Origin of the sequence: Paenibacillus thailandensis, assembly GCF_042685365.1 — a bacterium.
Taxonomy (GTDB): domain Bacteria; phylum Bacillota; class Bacilli; order Paenibacillales; family Paenibacillaceae; genus Paenibacillus_AP; species Paenibacillus_AP thailandensis.
In genome coordinates, this window is record NZ_JBHUMY010000001.1 from 428,687 (window position 1) to 447,558 (window position 18,872).

The window sequence follows — 18,872 nt, forward strand, 5'->3', positions numbered from 1 at the left end:
CCTTCGCATTCCTGCCTGAGCCGCGGCTCGTTCGCCTGCTGTCTCACACAACCGTCCCTTGCTTCGCCGGTTCCGGCTTATCCGGCAAGGCGTCGGCGATCAGCTCGAGGCTAATAATCGTGTTCAGCGACCATTGCGAAGCGTCGTTCGTATTGATCCAATCGATCTCCTGCAGCTCGCCGACATACTGTACAGAAGCCGCATCCCGCTCCAGATCGGTATAGGCGAACGGATGGCCAAGCAGCGTCGACCAGGCAAAATCCGCCGTCCGCTTATCCTTGCGGAACCACGCGCCGTAGGCGACGATCGCCAGCGTCAGCACCGGATGCTCGAACCGCTTCGTGCTGATCGCTCCGCCCGTAATTTGGTCTTTTTCCTCTTGCGGGAGGTTATAAAAAATACCGAAATCGGCCATCATTTCGTCCCACTTCCGATCCTTCAGCATGCCGGACAGCTCGAACCACACTTGCGGCCCGCCCATGCACAGCGCCAGATGGCGTCCCCAGTTGTCGTCGCCCATCGGCTTAAGCACGCCGGTCTTCGGATCGTAGCCGTAAGTCGGGCCGGATATAAGGCCGTAATTGGCCCGTTTGATGCAATCGATGCCGGTCAGCAGCTTGTCGCGGTAATACGTATCCTCGTAGCGTTCCCAGCGGGTCATCCAGTTCGAGCTGAACGCCGCCCAATCCGGGCCGACCCGGATATGCGTCGGATGCTCGTCTTTCGAAAAATATGCCCGCATCGGATCGAGGTTCACCGTCGTGAAGTCGGAATCTTTGACCTCGTCCATGATGTCGCCGATCCGTTCGTCGCCGGTCAAGTAGTAGTAGTACCGGTGCAGACCGGCCATGGCGATCCGCGCCTCCTTGCAGCCGCAGCCCCAATGAACGACGTTATGGCGCGATCCCAGCCCGGCGTATTCGCCGAAATGGTAGACGTCCACCTCGCTTGTATGGCGCGTCATCGCTTCCGCCATGCGGAAGATATCTTCCCTGCCGGTGCGCAGGAACATGAGCCACAGCCACATGTTGGGCACGAGCTCCGTATTCTGCCAGGCGCAGCCGCCGAGATCGTAGTTCCATACGTGCCGTGCCGGATCGTAGCTGTGCATGAAGTCGCCGTAATCCCAGAAGCCGAACCAGCGCCGCTGCTCGACCTCCCGTTGGTAAAAGGCGATTATGCCGTCAAGCTTCTCCTCGAGATGCGCTTTGGCGGGCGTGCTGCGGTCCGGCAAGCTCCATATCCCGAAAGCGCCTTGCCGCCGCAAGTAACCCGGCTCGCACATCAGCTGCGTCGGCGAGTCGATGTACTGCGCTATCGCTTCCAACTCTGCCGGAGTAGGTGTCGCCGAGCGGCACCATAGAGTAATCTCGTTCGTGTTACCGACGCCGTAAGGCGTGGCGCGCAGCTCCTCCGCGCCTTCGTAGGAAGACTCGACATGCGTCTTCGTGTCGTAATGGCGCATATCCATCGCAGGGGCGTCCGGCGACCAGAACCAGGCGGTCAGCTGCGCTTCGCCTTCGGTCAAGCCGTCCGCTTCCATGCCGGAAGGATGCTTGCGCCAGAAATTGCGCATCGCAACGGCCAAGCCGCCGCCCGTTCCGCCGACATATCCGACGCCGCGCGCCCTCCGGCCTTCCGCGGATTTCACCCAGCTGCAGCCGGCCTGCGTCCGCTTGGCGATCAGGTAATGGTCGGCGGAGTCCTGCACCAGCTTAAAGCCGTTCCAGGTCGCCGATTCGCGAAGCAGGTTCGTGAAAAACTCGTCGTTCATTTCCTCGTCCGTCAACGTCTCGCCTTTCAACTGGCGCTTGAACTGCTCCAAATATTTGCCTTTGGTCCGGCGCGTATGAAGCGTCTTCGGCGATTCGCTCAAGAAGCCGCTGTCTCCGGCCATTCGGACGTGACGGTTGTAAAGAGCGCCCCGCATCGGCACCGTAAAGCGGATGCCGAGCCCCTTAATGAAATCTTCGCTCGGATTGCCGTCGTAAAAAAAGGTATGAACGATCCGGATCGTCTCCAGCCCTGCATAAGCGTACAGCCGCAGCGAGAACGGCAGCCATTCTCCCGTGCTGGCGGGGCCGTTCGGGCCGCCCATCGAGCGGTGCCTTCCGATCAGCTTTACGACCGCCCGGACGGGACCGGCTTGCTCGAGCTTCGCTTCGTGTATTCGGGATTGGAAGCGTTCCTGCCGGATGATTTTCTCGCCGGTCAGCTCGCTCATGCTTTCCTTTAAAGCGACGAGCTCGCTTCCGCCGCATATTTCCACGCCGTGGCGAAGGATGCTGGCTATAATTTGACTGCCGCGCTTTGGAACGATAAAAGAGATGACGCCGGTATCGACGGCGAACTCCTCGTCCGTTTCTTGGACCGTCAGCGCAGGAGCTGCCGGAGCGGCATCCGCTTGTCCCCGCGTCACGGCATAACGGGAAGCTTGCGCTTCTGCCGAAAAAGCGGCGGCATGCGCCGTCCACTTGACGCTGCCGTCCGGCCAGTAGGCGGTCGGCCAGCTTTGCATCGCCGGCGCCGGGCTGCCGTCGTCGGCCAGCAGCATGAGCTGCTCGTCTCTGGCAAGCTCCCCTTCTTTCCACGGCATGCCCCATGTCACTCCCGCGGGCACCGCCGCCGGTTCCTTCAACCATCGCAGCATGACTGGCGTTTCGTTCATGAACCCCATCTCCTAAAAAGTTTTGTGAAGCTTAACTTCATCGAACTTGCGTCGCAACAAAACTTCGCTTCGGAAGCTCTCGCTTAAGTTTTGTGAAGCTTAACTTCATCGAACTTGCGTCGCAACAAAACTTTGCTTCGGAAGCTTTCGCTTAAGTTTTGTGAAGCTTAACTTCATCGAACTTGCGTCGCAACAAAACTTTGCTTCGGAAGCTCTCGCTTAAGTTTTGTGAAGCTTAACTTCCTCGAACTTGCGCCGCAACAAAACTTCGCTTCGGAAGCATCCGCTTGAAGTCCCGACATTAACGCCTTCATTGTAGTAAGCCGGGAATTTCCCGGCAATGACACTTTCTTGCCGCAGCCTATACGCCGAACTTGCACTAATTCGCGCGCCTTGCACTTTATTGCGGGAACATGTCCCGAAGCCTAGCAGATTTGCCGAAGCTTATACATACTCCTATTTGAACAAAAAACCGGCATGTTCCGTTCAGGAACCATACCGGCTCTATTTCGAATATTTGCAAGTCCGATGTGCATTACTTATGCCCCGCCGCTTTATTCTGCGCGGCTGAGCTCGCGGTAGCGGCTCGGGGTCATGCCTTCGAGCTTTTTGAAAATGCGGTTGAAATAGCTGTGCTGGTAGCCGACCTGCTCCGCGACCGTATTGATTTTCAGCTCCGATTCGCGCAGCAGCTCCTTCGCCTTGTCCATGCGCAGCTCGGTCAAATAATCGATAAAGTTTTTGCCGGTAACCTGCTTGAACGACTTGCTGAGAAAAAACGGATTCGTGCCGATATGGTCGGCGCAATTGTCCAGCGAGATGTCGCGCATATAGTTCTGCTGCAAATAAATCATCGCCTGCTCGATCAGCCGCTTCACCTGGCCGTCGGACCGGTGGATCAGCTCCTTCATGAACGGGTCGATCACTTTCTCCTGGAACCAATCGCGCACGCTTGCCGGCTCCTTGAGCTGGGACAGCTGCTCGTACAGATTCGCGCCCTTGAACAGCTTCTTCGGCTGAATGCCGGAGACAAGAATCGCGTGCTGCACCGAACCAAGCAGATGAAGCATTCCTTGCTGCACGTCGATCGCCTTCGCTCCTTGCACGGACAACGCCTTCTGGAACTCGGCGAGCAAATGGCGGGCGTCCGCCTCCTGCCCGGTGCGAAGCGCCTGCAGAAACTCCCGCTCCAGCGTAAAAGGATACGGCGGCTCGGACGAATCGTCGAAGTTCAGCTGCTCCATCTCGATGATCTGGTTCTCGTTGTCAAAGTTGCGGAAGCTCGCCGCATGCTTGACGCCCTCGAAAGCCAAAGGCACGCTGCCGATATTCGGAATCGGCCGGCTGACGGCCACGGTCACCCGCATGTTCAGCAGCCGGTTTACCGTCTGCGTCAATTCTTCGCAGAACGCCTGAATATCGTCGGCATAAGATTGGCCTTCCGGCAATATAAGCAGCAATCCCGAGCCGAGATCGTGAAAGTTGACCGTGTTGCTTTGCTCGAAATATTTGGCGGCCAGCTCTTCGATCATATTGACGGACGCGAAGGTGACAAGCCCTTCGTCGCCGTATTTGAACTTGCCCTCCATGCTGGCGATGCCGGTCAGCTGAACGTACAGCACGAAGAACTGCTTGCCCCGCACCTGCCACTTGTACCGCTCCATCCGCGACAGCAGATCTTCCTCCGAGTAAGCGTATAAATAACCTTGCAGCAGCTGATGAAGGAAGCTTTCCTTCACATACGGCAGCTGCTCCGACAGCTTGGCGTTCAGCTCGCGGCTCTCCCGGCTCAAATGCTGCCAATGCCGCTCGATAAGCGCAAACTCGTCCTCCGCCGCCGGCCCCTGCGACAAGTTCGGAAACAAATCGCGCATAAGCCGCTTGACCGGCGAATACATCCGGTTCGAGGCGAGCCAAGCAAGCAGCACCGCCAGAAGCAGCGCGCTGGCGCTGACCGTCAGAATGACTTTGGATATAAAAACGACCGGCGCCGTAATCGATGTAATCGGGGAAGCCGACACGTACAGCCAGCTGTCCATAACGCGGGAGAAATAGCCGTACGTTACGGTGTACGTCATGCCGTTCCATTCGAACAGGAAGGAAGCTTCGGCTTCGCCGTCCGATTCGATTCTATCCCGCAGAGCGGCGACAAAAGGCGAATCGAGCGCGCTGCCGTTGGATGAGACGTAAGTCCCGCCCCCGGCCTGAAGCAGGAAGTTCTCGCCGTCGGCGTACGGCGTAATGGTCCGCAGCGCTTCGGCGACTTTATCGGTGTCGAGACGGACGATCAGCGCTCCGAACGGCTTTTGGCTGCCTCCCGGGATCAGATGCACGAACGCCAAATCCCGCTGTCCGGGCAGGCTGGGATCGAAAGCGTTTTGCGTCCAATACGTCGTTCGCCCGGTTGCGAGCAGGCCGTCGTATACGGAGATGACATCGGGATTCTTCAAGTTCGAATATTCCGGGTAAAAAAGCACCGGCTCGTCTCCTTGCAAATACAGGCTTACGTTACGGATCATCGTGTTCGAGCCCTGCATGACGAGCAGCGTGTTCGTAATGTCGCGCGTTCTCTCGAAATCCCGGACGAAATCGTGTCCGCTCAGCGAATAATCGAAACGCGTGTCGAACGCCCAATGCGACAGCATAATCTCCAGATTGTCCAGTTGTCCGTCCAGATTGCGGGCACGCTGTTCGATCTGTCCGTTATGCAGCTTCAGAAGCTCCTTTTCCAGCTTGCCGCCGGCCATCGTATAGACAAGTACCCCCGTAATAATCCCGGGAATGCCGGCTACGACCAGAAACATGATCAAGCTTTTCCTGTAGAAGCTGCCCGCCCCGCCGGATAAACGGGCCTTTAACGTTTGCCATCCGTTCATCTTCAGACCACCAACCATACGTATTTTCGTCAACTTCGGCATTTTCTCCGCTTGCCCCGCCAACTAAATGTAAGCGTATTCATTTATATCGAACGAAAACCTCTATCTACAAGAATAACCGGAGAAGCCCAATAAAACCAGTCTTTTTTCAGACAAATTCATTGAAAAAGCAGAGAGGCGGGCAAAAAAAGAAAGGGGGTCAAACTTCCCCTCCCGCCCCTTTCCGATATTAGACTTACGGCTTTCTGAGCGAGCCGGCCGAACTTGCCTTCGGGTCCTTACGTTCCTTCCCCCGGAACCCCCAGCTCCCTGGCGGCCGCATTCATCAACTCGTCGCGTCGTACATCATTTCCGCCGCTTCGTTTGCCGTAAAATCAAACACATCCGTTAGTACGACCGCCACCGTTCGTTTAGGGGCCAGATATTGGAGCAAATGTTACTGCCATTAAGACGAAAGAAAGCGGCCATTTCTTACGCAAGCAAAAAAACTTGCTATACCGGATAATTCCAGTATAGCAAGTTTGCGTCCTTTATTGTTTCGAAGCCGCGTACAATTCATTGATTTCCTTCACATAGTCGTCGCCGCCGGATTTTTTCCACAGCTCGATGGCGTCGCGCCAGCCTTGCTCGTCGATCTGCCCGACGATGAATTTGATGCGCGCGTCGTTGATAATATTGCCGAGCTGCTGCCCTTTCTGCGCGTATACTTCGGAAATGAACGGCTCCGCCGGATTGGCGACGATCGTCTCCCTGTTTTTCATTTGAACTTCGGTTTGCTTGATGCGAAGCGGCGTTTGCGCAACCTGCATCCCTTTCCCTTCCGGAATATAAGGAACCATCTGGTTCAAGCCTTCAACCTCGGATTCCAGCAGTACAGCGTCGGTGCTTCTTTCCAGCGTCATGTCGTCAATCTTCGTGTAATGCACGCCTTCGAGACCGAAGCTGGTAAGCGTTTGCATATCCGGCTCGTTCAGCTGGTCAAGAAACTTCAGAATGCGGTCGAGCTCTTCCTCCGATTTGACGCTTGACTTCGGTATGGCCAAGAGGCCGGAGAAGCCGGAAGTCGGAAGCGTACGGATCTGGCCGTCCGGACCGGTAACCGCGCCGAACACGTCCATGTAATGTTCTCTTGTATCTTCTTTACCCGCATCTTTCAACGCGGCGTGGATTCTATCGTCGGCCCGCGCGGCGCCGTCCACGACGTCGATGATCGCGCCGGCTTGGCCGTTGACGAGCGGATCGGTCCATTTCGCCGAATCCATAACGGCAAAGTCCTGGTTGACGAGCTTCTCGTCGTACAGCTTCTTCATAAACTTCAGCGCTTCGAAATATTCGTCGTATTCGAACTCCGGCACAAGCTGGCCGTCCTTTTCGCCCCATCCGTTAGGCGCGCCGAACCACAGCTTGATCTGATCGAAGCCGGAACCCCATTGCGGCGTCCATTTCACCATGACGAGGCCGTACGTATCGTCCTTGCCGTTGCCGTCGGGATCCTTCTCCTTAAACGCTTTCAGCATATTGTAAAAGTCGTCGATCGTTTTGGGCTGCTCCATGCCGACGGCTTCCAGCCAGTCCTGGCGGTAATAAACGCCGTTGCGGCCGAGCTCGCGCCCGCGGTATACGCCGTATGTTTTGCCGTTGATCGAGGAGTTGTTCAGAATGACCTCATTCGCCTGGCTTAAGTTCGGATAATTTTTCAGCTTGTCGGTCAAATCCCAGAACGCGCCCGCTTTTACCGCATTCACGAAGCTCGGACTTTTGGAGTCGGGTACGTAAATAATTTTCGGCAAATTGCCGGAGGCAAGCGTGATGTTGAATTTGTCCGGGTACGACGCGTTAGGCACCCATTCGAAATGAATGTCCGTATTGGTTCTCTTCTCGATTTCGGCCGCTACCGGGCTGTCGTCCTTCGGATAATTCGTCTTGAAAATCGGGAGCATAATATTCAATTTCAACGGTTGCTCCGCGCCTGCGGAAGCGCTTGCAGAAGGGGCTGCGGAAGGATCGTTCGAAGCGGCCGTGCCGCCGTTTTTGCCGCCGGACGAGCATCCGGCCAGCGAAATCGCGCAAACCGTGCCAAGAATGAGAAAAGTGGAAATGCGTTTCGCTTTCTTTGTCTTTTTCTTCATGAAATTTGCCTCCCTTAATAGTTAGATCATATTGTAAAACCGCGCGCGTTCCAACCTTAAAAATCAGTGTTTCTCCTTATCGGATAATTGAACGCGGCGGGATCACACGGTTGAAAGCGGAACCGGCGGCTCAGCCTTTCACCGAGCCAAGCAGAACGCCCTTGGCGAAATGCTTCTGCAGAAACGGGTACACGCACAGAATCGGAATCGTGCCGACGACGATAACGGCCATTTTGATCGACTGATCCGGCGGCTTCACGAAGTTCGGGTCCATCGCGTTCATGTCGCCGGCGGCCGCTTGCGACAGCAGGACGATCTGACGCAGCATGACCTGCAGCGGCCACTTCTGCGGATCGCTAATATACAGCAGCGCTCCAAAGAAATCGTTCCAGTGCCCGACGGCATAAAACAGCGTAAAGGTGGCGAGGACGGGCATTGAAAGCGGCAGCACGATTCGCGACAGCAGGCCGAGCTCCGAGCAGCCGTCGATGCGGCCCGCTTCCTCGATTTCCTTCGGAATTTCCTGGAAGAAGTTTTTGACGATAATCAGGTTGAACGCGCTGATCGCGCCGGGCAGCATAAGCGCCCACAACGTGTCCAGCAGCTGCAGCTCCTTCACGACCAGGTACGTCGGAATCATGCCTCCGCCGAACAGCATGGAGAAGATGACAAGATTCAGGACGAAGTTGCGGCCGTATAACCCTCTCCTGGCCAGCGAATAGGCCATCGTGACCGTAAAAAACAGATTGACGAGCGTGCCGATTACGGTGACGTAGACCGATACGCCGATGCTTTGCACGATCGTGTCCGTCGAAAAAATAAATTCGTAAGCGTTAAGCGTAAACGTTTTCGGAATAAAGAAGACCGCTCTCGACGTCAGCTCCGCGTCCGACGCGAAGGAGCCGGCTATGACGTAGATGAAAGGGAGCACGGCAGCCAGCCCGAACAACGTAAGGAAGATATAGTTCGCCGCGTCGAACGTCATGCCGGCCGCGGTTCTGTATTGCTTGGCCATAGTTGATTACCCCTTTCTTGATTAATAAAGTCCCGATTCGCCGAACTTTTTCGCCAGCCAGTTCGTGCCGAGCACCAGAATGACGCCGACGACCGATTTGAACAGCCCGACGGCCGTACTGTAGCTGAAAGCGCCTTGCGTAATGCCCATTGCGTAAACGTAAGTGTCGAACACTTCGCCGACCGAGCGGTTAAGCGGATTCAGCATCAAATAAATTTGCTCGAAGCCGTTCTCCAGCACGTTGCCCATCCGCAAAATAAGAAGGATGACGATCGTGCTGCGGATGGCCGGCAGCGTAATGTGCCAAATTTGCCTCCACCGGTTCGCCCCGTCGATCGTCGCCGCCTCGTATTGCTCTACGTCGACGGCGGCCAGCGCCGCAAGGAAAATGATTGTGCCCCAGCCGCATTCCTTCCAGATCGTCTGGAGAATAATGATCGGGCGGAACCATGCCGGATCGGACAAAAACTGGATTTTGGTGCCGGTATATTGATACAACAGCTCGTTCACCGTGCCGCCTTCCGTCGTCAGGAACACGTACGTCAAGCTCGCCACGATAACCATCGATATAAAGTGCGGGACGTAAATCATCGTCTGAATCGTCCGTTTGAAGAAAGCAAGCCTTACTTCGTTCAGCAGCAGCGCCAATATAATCGGAGCCGGGAAAAAGAAAATCAAATTATAAAACGACAGCAGCAGCGTGTTTCTGAGCAGCATGAAAAATTCCGGGTTTTCGAAAAACAAGCGGAAATGCTCGAAGCCTACCCATTCGCTTTTCCAAAAGCCGGTAAAAGGCTGATAGTTCTGAAACGCCAGCAATACGCCCCACATCGGCACGTATTTGAATATGACAAAGTACAGCAAGCCTGGGAGCATCAACAGGTAGAGCCATTTGTCTCTGCGAAGCCTCGCCGCGATGCTCGCGCGGTATGCCGCCTGCTTGGACGTTTGCGGAATATTCCCTTGGGCCGTAGCCTGCTTCATCGTTCTCCACCTCCGTATGTCGTTCATCGCCTCGCGAGCGGTGTGGCCTTATTATGCGGCGGCTTTCCGTTTTCCGGCAATGAGACATTTTTGAACCGTTCGAACCGGGCGTTGCCGCGGACTTCGCCGCTGTCCCGCAAAGAAAGTGCAAACCCGGCAAAAGAGTGATAAGACAACTGCGTCCCGGCGCAAAAAAGTCGGATTGCCCGCAAGGGCGGCGGCTCTGTAAAGTGAAGCTGAATGTGATCCGGCTACTTTGCTGAAATGGAGTGAAAACGGAAATGGGGAACAAGCTTTATCACGGCGCCGCCTTCTACCCCGAGCTGTGGAGCGGGGAGATCGTGAGCGAAGACATTAAGAAGATGGCCGAAACCGGCATCAACGTCGTCCGCATCGGCGAATTCGCCTGGTCGACGATCGAGCCGCATGAAGGCCGCATCGACGTCGGCCCGCTCGTACGGGTCGTCCGGCAGCTGCACGAGGCGGGCATTGACACGATCGTCTGCACGCCGACCGCCACTCCGCCGATATGGTATTCGCACGGCCATCCCGAGCGGTTGTTCGTCAACGCGGAAGGCGCCGCGCTCGGCCACGGATCGCGCCAGCACGCCTGCACGAACAATCCTTATTTTCGCGAGAGAGCTTCCATTATTACGGAGCATCTCGCCAAGGCGCTCGGAAATCTGCCGGGCGTTATCGGCTGGCAGCTCGACAACGAATTTAAAGCGCATGTCGCCGAATGCATGTGCGGCGTATGCCGCGGGCTATGGCACGAATGGCTTGAGAAGCGGTACGGTACGATCGATCGGCTGAACGAGCTGTGGGGTACCCGCGTCTGGAGCGAGTCGTACACCGCCTTCGACCAGGTGCCGCAGCCGGGGCCGACCCCGTTCCTCCACCATTCGTCGCTTCAGACGATGTACCGGCTGTTCTCGATGGAAAAAATCGCGGAGTTCGCCGACGAGCAAGCCGCGATTATCCGAGCCTATTCCGGCGCGCCGATTACCCACAACGGCAGCATCGCGTTTCACGTCGACAACGAGCGGCTGTTCCGCGGCCTCGATTTCGCTTCCTACGACACGTATGCGAGCGCCGCCAATTACGCCGCTTATTTGCTGAATTGCGATTTGTGGCGCAATATGAAGCCGGGAAGGCCGTTCTGGATCATGGAGACAAGCCCGTCCCATGCCGGTTCCATCGCAAGCAGCGGAACTCCACATCCCGACGGCTATTTGCGGGCCGAAGCGGTCGCCGCCTACGCGCTTGGAGCCGAAGGATTCTGCTACTGGCTGTGGCGGCAGCAGCGCTCCGGGTCCGAGCAGCCGCACGGCGCGGTCATCAGCGCCTGGGGCAAGCCCGGCGTCGGCTATCGCAACGTGCTTGAAGCCGAGAAGGCGCGGCAAGCGATCGAGCCCGTCATCCTGGCCACCCGCCCGGCGCAGGCGGAGGCTGCCGTCACCTACTCCGACAGGGCGAAAGCGTTCCTAGCGACGGAATCGCACGGCAAGCTGCGGCACCGCGGATTGGCGAGCGCCGCTTATGAACGGGTGCTGCGGACGGGCATTCACCGGGATCTCGTTCCGGAAGGCGGCTCGCTTGACGGCTACAAGCTGTTGTGGACACCGTTCGTTCCTTATTTGTCATCCGAGCTGCTGCAGAGAGGGCTTAAGCTTGTCGAAGACGGCGGCATCTGGATCGTCGGACCGCTTACCGGCATCCGGACGGAGGAGCATACGATCCCGACCGATGCGGCGCTCGGCGAGCTGGAGAAGCATGCCGGAGCGGAAACGGTGTACGCCTACGCGATGGACGGCACGGGCGCAACGGGCGAAGCGTTTGGCTCGACCGCTCCTCTGTCGTTATGGAGCGCCGTGTTTCAACCGGTCGAAGCCCGAAGCTTGGGCGAACTGCGCGAAGGGGTTTCTCCGGGCTTGTCCTTTCTGACGGAAACGAAGCGCGGCCAGGGCAAGCTGGTATTGCTCGGTTCATGGCCGGCCGGGGACGCGGGGGAAGAGATGCTGGAGCGGATGATTGTTCATTATGCGGAAGAAGCGGGGGTTTCCCGCCATGCCGACGTTACGGCCGGAACGGTCGTCGCGCCGCGCATATCGGAAACGGAGGAAATATGGGTGATCGTCAATATGGATGGAAAAGGCGGCAGCGTCACCGTTCCGCGGAACGGACAAGCTTGACGGCGGAACCGTTCCGGCCGGCAAGCTTGCGGTCGGCCGTTACGAATACCGCGTCGTCGGCTTCCCCGCGGCTCATTCCTGATAGTAAACGCGAAACACCATGTCCTGATTGTAGTTGCCGAAGCCTTTGCCGAAGATCGTCAGCCCCCCGACATGGGCGGCATCCTCCTCGACGGCCAGCCGGAACGTCCAATGATTGCGGTCGAGACCGATATCCCCGATCGTGACGCCGGACATTCGCTGCCCGTCGATGAAGCTGCCGTCTTCCTGAATGCGGATCACTTTCAGCAGCCCGTATTGGTTGACCTTCTCGAACCACCAGTCCGGCGTAAAATTGCCCCGCTTGTCGCCGTAGTCGCCCGGACTTGTCCACGTCCCGATCGGCACTCCGTTCAGCGAGAACGAAATGTCGGACGGCCAATTGACGTTGGTGCCCGGCGCTTCCGAACCGATCTCCAGCGTAATTTCAAGCGCGGTGGGGCGCTGGTTCGCCAGCAAATAATTCGGAACCTTATATTCGACGAAACCTTTGGCGAACCAAAGAATTCCGGCGTTCATCCGTTCCGGTTCCATAAAGAAGCGGGGATCGTCGAATTGCCCGATAAGCTTCTCCGTCGTCGCTATCCCGCAGGTCGGCTGAACGTCGAAATGCGTATAATGACCGATCGGCACGCTGATTTCATGCATTTTTTTCTGCTCGGCGAGCATGTGGGGCAGCTCGATGACGATGTCATGCTCGGCAAGCGAGCACATTTTATGCGTGCCTCCCTGCTTGCGAACCATCTTCGACTCCACCAATCCCGCTTTTTCCAGCTTTCGGATATGCATTGTCACGATGGCGCTGCTGAGCTCCAGCGCTTCGGCCAATTCTTTGACGTTCATCGGCTTTGCCGCCAGCAGGTCGATAATCGACAGCCGGACGGAGCTCGCCAAAGCTTCGTAAAGCGGCAGCCAAGCCGTATCCGTGTTGGCTCGAATCATACGGTTCCTCCTTTCTTATTCTCCTATCCTCTCGATTCATCCATTATAACTCAAACGGAAACGACTTCGCCGTCCTTGTCAATGAACGATACGTTTCGTCGCCCTATTTAAAACAAGGAGTCCGGCGCAATCGCTTCCGCGGATTGTCGGACTCCCCGTTGCTTCAACAATCGTTACACTTTAACGCGAATAACGTTCCACGACGCCTTCGGCAGCGACGCTTCGATCTTGCCGCCGTCCGTTACCGCCGCGTTGCCGCCTTTGTGAGGCGTCACGCGGTTCGGTTCGGCCGCCGTGTTCACGGCCTTCAGGTCGTCGTTCTCCTGCACGATATGCTCGATGACGCTGCAATTCGCAAAGCTGCGCAAATCAAGCTCAAACGGCATCGGCTCCTCCAGATGGCGGTTCACGGCAAAAATCGTCACTTCGCCGAGCTCTTCGTTATGAACGGCTACCGCTTCCAGATACGGAACGTCCGTAAAGTCGGCCGAATCGTACTTCGGCGATTTGACGAGCGGTACGAGAACGGTTCCGCGGCCATACAGGCTCGCGTGCATGTAAGGATAATAAATCGTTTGCTTCCAGGCAGCCCCGCCGTTCTCCGTCATGATCGGAGCGATGACGTTGACGAGCTGCGCCAGGCAAGCCATCTTCACGCGGTCGGCGCGCTTCAGCAGGCTGATCAGCATGCAGCCGACGACAAGCGCATCCTCATGATTGTAAATATCTTCAAGCTGCGGCGGCGCGATCGTCCACGGCTCCAGCTTTTTGTCCTGCTCGTGGGAGTGGAACCAGACGTTCCATTCGTCGAAGGACAAATTGATTTTTTTCTTGCCGCGTTTTTTCGCTTGCGTGTAGTCGCACACGGAAATGATCGTATTGATAAAGCTGTCCATGCCGAGCGATTGGGCCAGGAAATTGGCGGTATCGCCCTTCGGATTGCCGTAATACTGATGAAGCGACAGATAGTCCACGTTCTCGTAAGCGAGATCGAGCACGGTAGCTTCCCATTCCGGATACGTTTTCATATGGATGCTTGAGCTGCCGCAGGCCACAAGCTCGACCGTCGGATCGGTCCAGCGCATCATCTTGGCCGTTTCGTTGGCGATTCGGCCGTATTCGTAAGCCGTTTTGCTGCCCATCTGCCACGGTCCGTCCATTTCGTTGCCGAGGCACCACGTTTTAATTTTATGCGGCTCTTTGTAGCCGTGGCTGATGCGCAGATCGCTCCAGTAGGAGCCGGACGTATGGTTGGCGTATTCCAGCAGATTGCGCGCTTCGTCGGGACCGCGCGTACCCAGGTTGACGGCCATCATCGGTTCCGTGCCGGCTTTTTTGCACCAATCCATAAATTCGTTTAGCCCGACCCAGTTCGGCTCGACCGTGCGCCATGCCAGATCCAGCTTGCGCGGCCGCAGTTCCTTCGGCCCTACGCCGTCTTCCCAATTGTAACCGGATACAAAATTACCTCCGGGATAACGGACAATCGGAACGTCAAGCGCTTTCACAAGCTCCAGCACGTCGGTCCGGAAACCTTGGTCGTCCGCTTGCGGATGATCAGGCTCGTAAATGCCGCCGTATACGGCGCGTCCGAGATGCTCGATAAAGGAGCCGTAAATGCGCTTGTCGACTTCTCCTACTTGAAAGTCTTTGTCAATGATCATAGAAGCTTTGTTCGTTGTCATCACCGCATCGCCTCTTCTCGTAAATAATAATGTTAACAAGTTAACAACATAACGAATCACACTTCCATTAAACCTCATTTATAAAAATATTTCAACAACTAATTTAGAATTTATATATATATTAATTCTTTCCGCCTTGACTGTCACCCAGCAAGGAATAATTGGTGCGATGATGAGCGCAATGGGTTAAAAGAAACGTCCGCGAGGACGGCTCTTGTCTATGGCTGACCCATTAACCGGCAGCGGATTTCCGGTCCACTCCCTCTCCGCCCTTGTTCCGCCGATCTATTCGTCCCGGCCGCAAACCGTTAGGTTTACGCCAATTTTTCCGGGTAGGGTATACGTGTCCATGAATTGTTTTCTATCTAGCATAAATTAATATGGCAGGTTGAACTAGAGAGAAGAGACGATAAGTTAACGGAGGAGGAGATTGACGATGTCGAATAAAAGCTATCTGGTCGTCGTGCATGCAAGCGACCATTCCTTGCACGAAACTTGGATGAACGACTTGTCGGCACGGGAGTTCGACCTGTTCGTCAGCTATAGCGGGGACGCGGATGGACGCTACGCTTCCGGCTGCGACCGGTACGAGAAGCGAAAAGCCCCGAAATATCCCGGACTCGGCGCATGGCTCGGCGAACTGGGCAAAGCGCTGGACGGCTACAAGGCCATTTGGCTGCCGGACGATAATCTGATCACGGATACGGCCGCAATTAACCGGATGTTCCGGCTGTTTACGGAACACAAGCTTCAGCTTGCCCATCCGGCTTTCAAGCAATATGCCCATAATCCGGTCTCGGCCCAGCATATCGACTATGTGCTTCGGTACACCCCTTTCGTGTTTGCGTCCGCTCCGATTTTTTCGATTGAAGCTTTGCGCAAATGTTTGCCGACCTTCGCCAAGTCGGCAACCGGCAGCGCCCTTGGCTATATTTGGCCGAAGCTGCTGCAAAGTCCCGCCGACAAAATCGCGATTCTCGACGCCGCTCCCGTCAAGCGGAGACCGCGCGTCCAGCTTCTTCACGAGGACGGATACGAAGGCGGATCCCCGTATGTTCATGACGCCGCACTGCTGGAAGAGTTCGGAATTACCGCTCCCCGCCCGGAAGAGCTCGCCTTCCAGGGAGGCATTCCGTTATGGGAGCTTGCTCATACCGCTTCGAACCGTTCCCCGTACCGGCGGAAAAGGAAAATGAAATCGGCTCGGAAACGGAGGCGGCTGCCGCTGCGCAAACAACGCAAATCTGCAACGAACAAAAAGCGGCCCGCCGCCAAAAAATCCGGCCGGCGAAAAGTCCGCTTCTCCACACGCAGAAAGAGCGCTTCTCCCGCCGCGATTCGCAAAAAAGCCCAGGGCAAATAAGAGGTGGTCAACGATGATCTTCGCTACATTGGCAAACTGCGCCCAACTCGCGAACGCCGAAGTGTTAGCGGGCTCGATCAAACGGCATTACCCGGACGCTTATACCGTTCTTTGCCTGATCGGAGAAATCAAGGCCTACAGTCAATCGTCGTTTTTCGACGAGACGGTATTCATATCGGTCAAGCAAAATGGCGATGAGTTCGGCCCTTTATCGCCTTACAAGGCTTATCTCGTCCATTCGCTGCTGCAATCGCACGATGAGCCGGTTATTTATATGGATGCGCGATCGAGAATATACGCTCCAATCGACGAGCTGATTGACGAGCTTGAACGGAAGAACATCGTCGGCGTTCCGTTTATTTCGGAGCCGCAGGATAACGTTGAAGAAGAAATTGAACGTTTGCGGAAAGGAACCGTAAACGCCGGATTGCTGGCGCTTCGCCCGAACGAGCATACGAGAAAATTCGCAGCCTGGTGGCTGAGTCGTGTGTCGGCCGATTATTTCGGTCCTTCGCGGCATGCGGACAGCGAGCATCGATGGCTCAGTCTGGCGATGGATCCGTTCGGGCTGCATCTGTTCAAACATCCCGCCTATCATCTGTCGGCATGGAATGCGCATGAGAAAAGGCGCATGCTCCGCGTGGAGAACGACCATTTCTTCGCGGGCGGCTCGCCGCTCAAAACGGCGTGTTTCGACGAGGCGAACGTCCGTCTCGACCGGCAGACAGACGCTCCAGGCAGCTTGGCTTTCCATCAGCTCGCCCTGCGCTACTCGGAAGAATGTGCAGCCATCTTATCGGGAAAGGAGCCGGTACTTTGATCATCTGTTCCGTAACGACCGCATCCCATCTGTTCCGAGCCAAAATAATGGCCATGTCCGTAAAAAAATACCATCCCGAAGCTAAAGTCGCCCTATTGCTGATCGAGAAAAACATGCATGCCAACGCCATAAGCCCGTTGTTCGATCACGTTTATTTGGCGAAGCAAATCGGAGTGCCCGATTTTGACGCCTTTATGCTGCAGCGCAGCATTCATGAGGCCGCCTATTCGCTGAAGTCGCATTTCATCCGGTTTCTGTTCGCTTCCTTTCCGGAAGAGAGCGACCTGATCATGCTCGATACCGACATGAAGCTGTACGGACCTATGGCGGAGGCGATGGACGCGCTGAACGAGCATCCGATTGTGCTGACGCCGCACGAAATTCATGACGCGAAGGAAAGCTTCTTGTTTCACGGCGTTTACAATATCGGATTCATCGCTTTGCGAAGATCGGAAGAAACGTTCCGCTTTTTGGATTGGTGGACCAGCCGGGTGGACCGGTTCGGTTTCGACGCTTATAAGTCCAGCGGATTGTTCTTTGAGCAGAACTGGCTTAATCTTGCGCCGGCGTTCTTCTCCGTCCATTCGCTCCGCCATCCGGGCTACAATGTGGCGTTCTGGAATTTGTCCGAGCGGGGAAAAGCGATATCCGGGAGCTTAAAGAAGGGCTTTCGGGTAGACGGCGCGCCGCTGCGCATCTTTCACTTTTCCCATGCCGAGAACGCTCTGCCCGGCATTATGCGTCAATTCGTTCCGAATCGGAAAAGCGCCATCTACAGGCTTTATTCTTCTTATATGCAGGATATCCGGAAGCAGCGCTCCCGCAAATATAAAGCGATACAATGGAGCTACGATTTCGATCACAACGGCAGGAAAATTTCGAAGGAGACGCGCGAACAAGCTCGCATTTCCGTTAGCGGCGACGCCGGAGGCGCGTCTTCAGGCGACAAGCATGCGACGGCTAAATCCCGTCTGCGAATCGTTCAGGTCGTGTCCAACGTTCCCAACGCCTACCCGCTGCCTCCCTTCAATCAAGGCGGCACGGAAAAGGTCGTTTACGATTTAACGGAAGAACTCGTCAAGCTGGGGCACACCGTCTATCTATACGCCGCGCAGGGAAGCAGCTCCAGCGCTCATCTAATCCCTTATCCAAAGGATTTGAAGGAAAAAAATATCGGAGCCTTCGTCGCCGCCACGCTTCCGGACGATATCGATATCATACACGACCATACGTTCTCCTCGTCCATGAAAACGGCGGCTCTGTCTACACCGGTTATTACCAGCCACCATATTCCGGTGAGGCATCAGGGCTTCAATCCGGTCTATGTAAGCCGGAATGCGCTGCGCGTCCACGGCCAAAATAACGGACGCTTCGTCTATAACGGGATCAATATAGAAGAATACGAATACAGCGAGGATAAGCGCGATTATTTGCTGTTCATGGGCCGCATCATGAAGGAGAAAGGCGTTCACCATGCGATCTATGTCGCCGAGAAAGCCAACCTCCCGCTTAAGATCGCCGGACCGATCAAAGATCTGGAATATTTCAACAAAGAGCTCAAACCGAAAATTACGTCCCTGCCGAATATCGAGTATATCGGGGCGGTCGGGGGAGCTTTGAAGCAAAGTCTGTTGAAGCACGCCAAATATTTATTGTTTCCATCCTTATGGGAGGAACCGTTCGGACTGACGATGATTGAGGCGATGGCTTGCGGCACTCCCGTATTGGCGTTGGCGAACGGAGCCGTGCCGGAGGTATTGGCCGGCTTTCCGGATCTGATTTGCCATTCGCCGGACGAAATGTTCGTGAAAACGATATGGGATATCCCGCCGCGTCCGCGCGATTTGCGAGATTATGTGGCGCAGCATTTTTCAAGCAGCCGAATGGCGGAAGAATACGAAAAGCTGTACCGCGACATTATTCCGTTCTATTCGCCGGTAGCAAGAAAACTGCACGCCTCCGTTCCAAGGCTAGCCGTAACGGGGAAGAAAACAACTTCCAAAAGCAGAGCCAAACGGCGGAAAAAAACGGTCCGCCTAATCGGAAGCCGATTAAAGCAAAAGAAGAAACGTAGCCGCAAACGCTCCGCCGCCCATTTCTGAAAATTGAGCGTCTGTCCGCGCCGGAACGGGGACGGGCGACGAAGTAGATTCATAGAA

The 18,872-nt window shown here is 55.8% G+C and carries 10 protein-coding genes and 1 pseudogene; 4 read left to right on the top strand and 7 right to left on the bottom strand.

The genetic code is table 11. The features are described 5' to 3' along the window. Window positions 1–43: 43 nt before the first annotated feature. The 5 genes from ACFSW5_RS01970 to ACFSW5_RS01990 all read right to left on the bottom strand — a co-directional run bounded on the left by ACFSW5_RS01970 (window position 44) and on the right by ACFSW5_RS01990 (window position 9,672). Window positions 44–2,668 carry an exo-rhamnogalacturonan lyase family protein gene (locus ACFSW5_RS01970; protein WP_379269161.1) on the bottom strand — a complete coding sequence of 875 codons (2,625 nt, stop codon included), beginning with the start codon at window positions 2,666–2,668 and terminating at the stop codon, window positions 44–46. Between the two features lie 554 nt (window positions 2,669–3,222). Beyond that, window positions 3,223–5,544 (bottom strand): helix-turn-helix domain-containing protein, encoded by a 2,322-nt coding sequence (locus ACFSW5_RS01975; protein ID WP_379269164.1) that lies wholly within the window; start codon window positions 5,542–5,544, stop codon window positions 3,223–3,225. 530 nt (window positions 5,545–6,074) lie between these two features. Then, entirely contained in the window at window positions 6,075–7,673 is a 1,599-nt protein-coding gene (locus ACFSW5_RS01980) for an extracellular solute-binding protein (RefSeq protein ID WP_379269166.1), read from the bottom strand. A gap of 130 nt (window positions 7,674–7,803) precedes the next feature. After that, a complete protein-coding gene (locus ACFSW5_RS01985) occupies window positions 7,804–8,688 on the bottom strand; it encodes a carbohydrate ABC transporter permease (protein ID WP_379269168.1) in 885 nt (294 codons plus the stop codon). 21 nt (window positions 8,689–8,709) lie between these two features. Next, window positions 8,710–9,672: an ABC transporter permease gene (locus tag ACFSW5_RS01990; RefSeq protein WP_379269171.1), complete on the bottom strand. Its 963-nt coding sequence runs from the start codon at window positions 9,670–9,672 to the stop codon at window positions 8,710–8,712. A gap of 281 nt (window positions 9,673–9,953) precedes the next feature. Between ACFSW5_RS01990 and ACFSW5_RS01995 the strand changes: the two are divergent. Next, a pseudogene (locus ACFSW5_RS01995) lies at window positions 9,954–11,946 on the top strand (beta-galactosidase). On the opposite strand, the gene ACFSW5_RS02000 reads toward ACFSW5_RS01995, so the two are convergent. Then, window positions 11,937–12,845: an ArsR/SmtB family transcription factor gene (locus ACFSW5_RS02000; protein WP_379269173.1), complete on the bottom strand. Its 909-nt coding sequence runs from the start codon at window positions 12,843–12,845 to the stop codon at window positions 11,937–11,939. The pseudogene ACFSW5_RS01995 and the gene ACFSW5_RS02000 overlap by 10 nt on opposite strands. A gap of 173 nt (window positions 12,846–13,018) precedes the next feature. Then, a complete protein-coding gene (arfA, locus tag ACFSW5_RS02005) occupies window positions 13,019–14,530 on the bottom strand; it encodes an arabinosylfuranosidase ArfA (RefSeq protein WP_379269176.1) in 1,512 nt (503 codons plus the stop codon). Window positions 14,531–14,966: 436 nt separating this feature from the next. On the opposite strand from arfA, the gene ACFSW5_RS02010 reads away from it, so the two are divergent. Genes ACFSW5_RS02010 through ACFSW5_RS02020 form a run of 3 tightly spaced genes read left to right on the top strand, consistent with a single transcriptional unit; the run spans window position 14,967 to window position 18,815 of the window. Further along, entirely contained in the window at window positions 14,967–15,893 is a 927-nt protein-coding gene (locus tag ACFSW5_RS02010) for a hypothetical protein (RefSeq protein WP_379269178.1), read from the top strand. Between the two features lie 13 nt (window positions 15,894–15,906). Then, a complete protein-coding gene (locus tag ACFSW5_RS02015; protein ID WP_379269180.1) occupies window positions 15,907–16,713 on the top strand; it encodes a hypothetical protein in 807 nt (268 codons plus the stop codon). Then, window positions 16,710–18,815, top strand: coding sequence for a glycosyltransferase family 4 protein (locus ACFSW5_RS02020; protein ID WP_379269182.1), 2,106 nt, complete (start codon window positions 16,710–16,712; stop codon window positions 18,813–18,815). The genes ACFSW5_RS02015 and ACFSW5_RS02020 overlap by 4 nt, the downstream gene beginning before the upstream one ends. The last annotated feature ends 57 nt before the right edge of the window (window positions 18,816–18,872 follow it).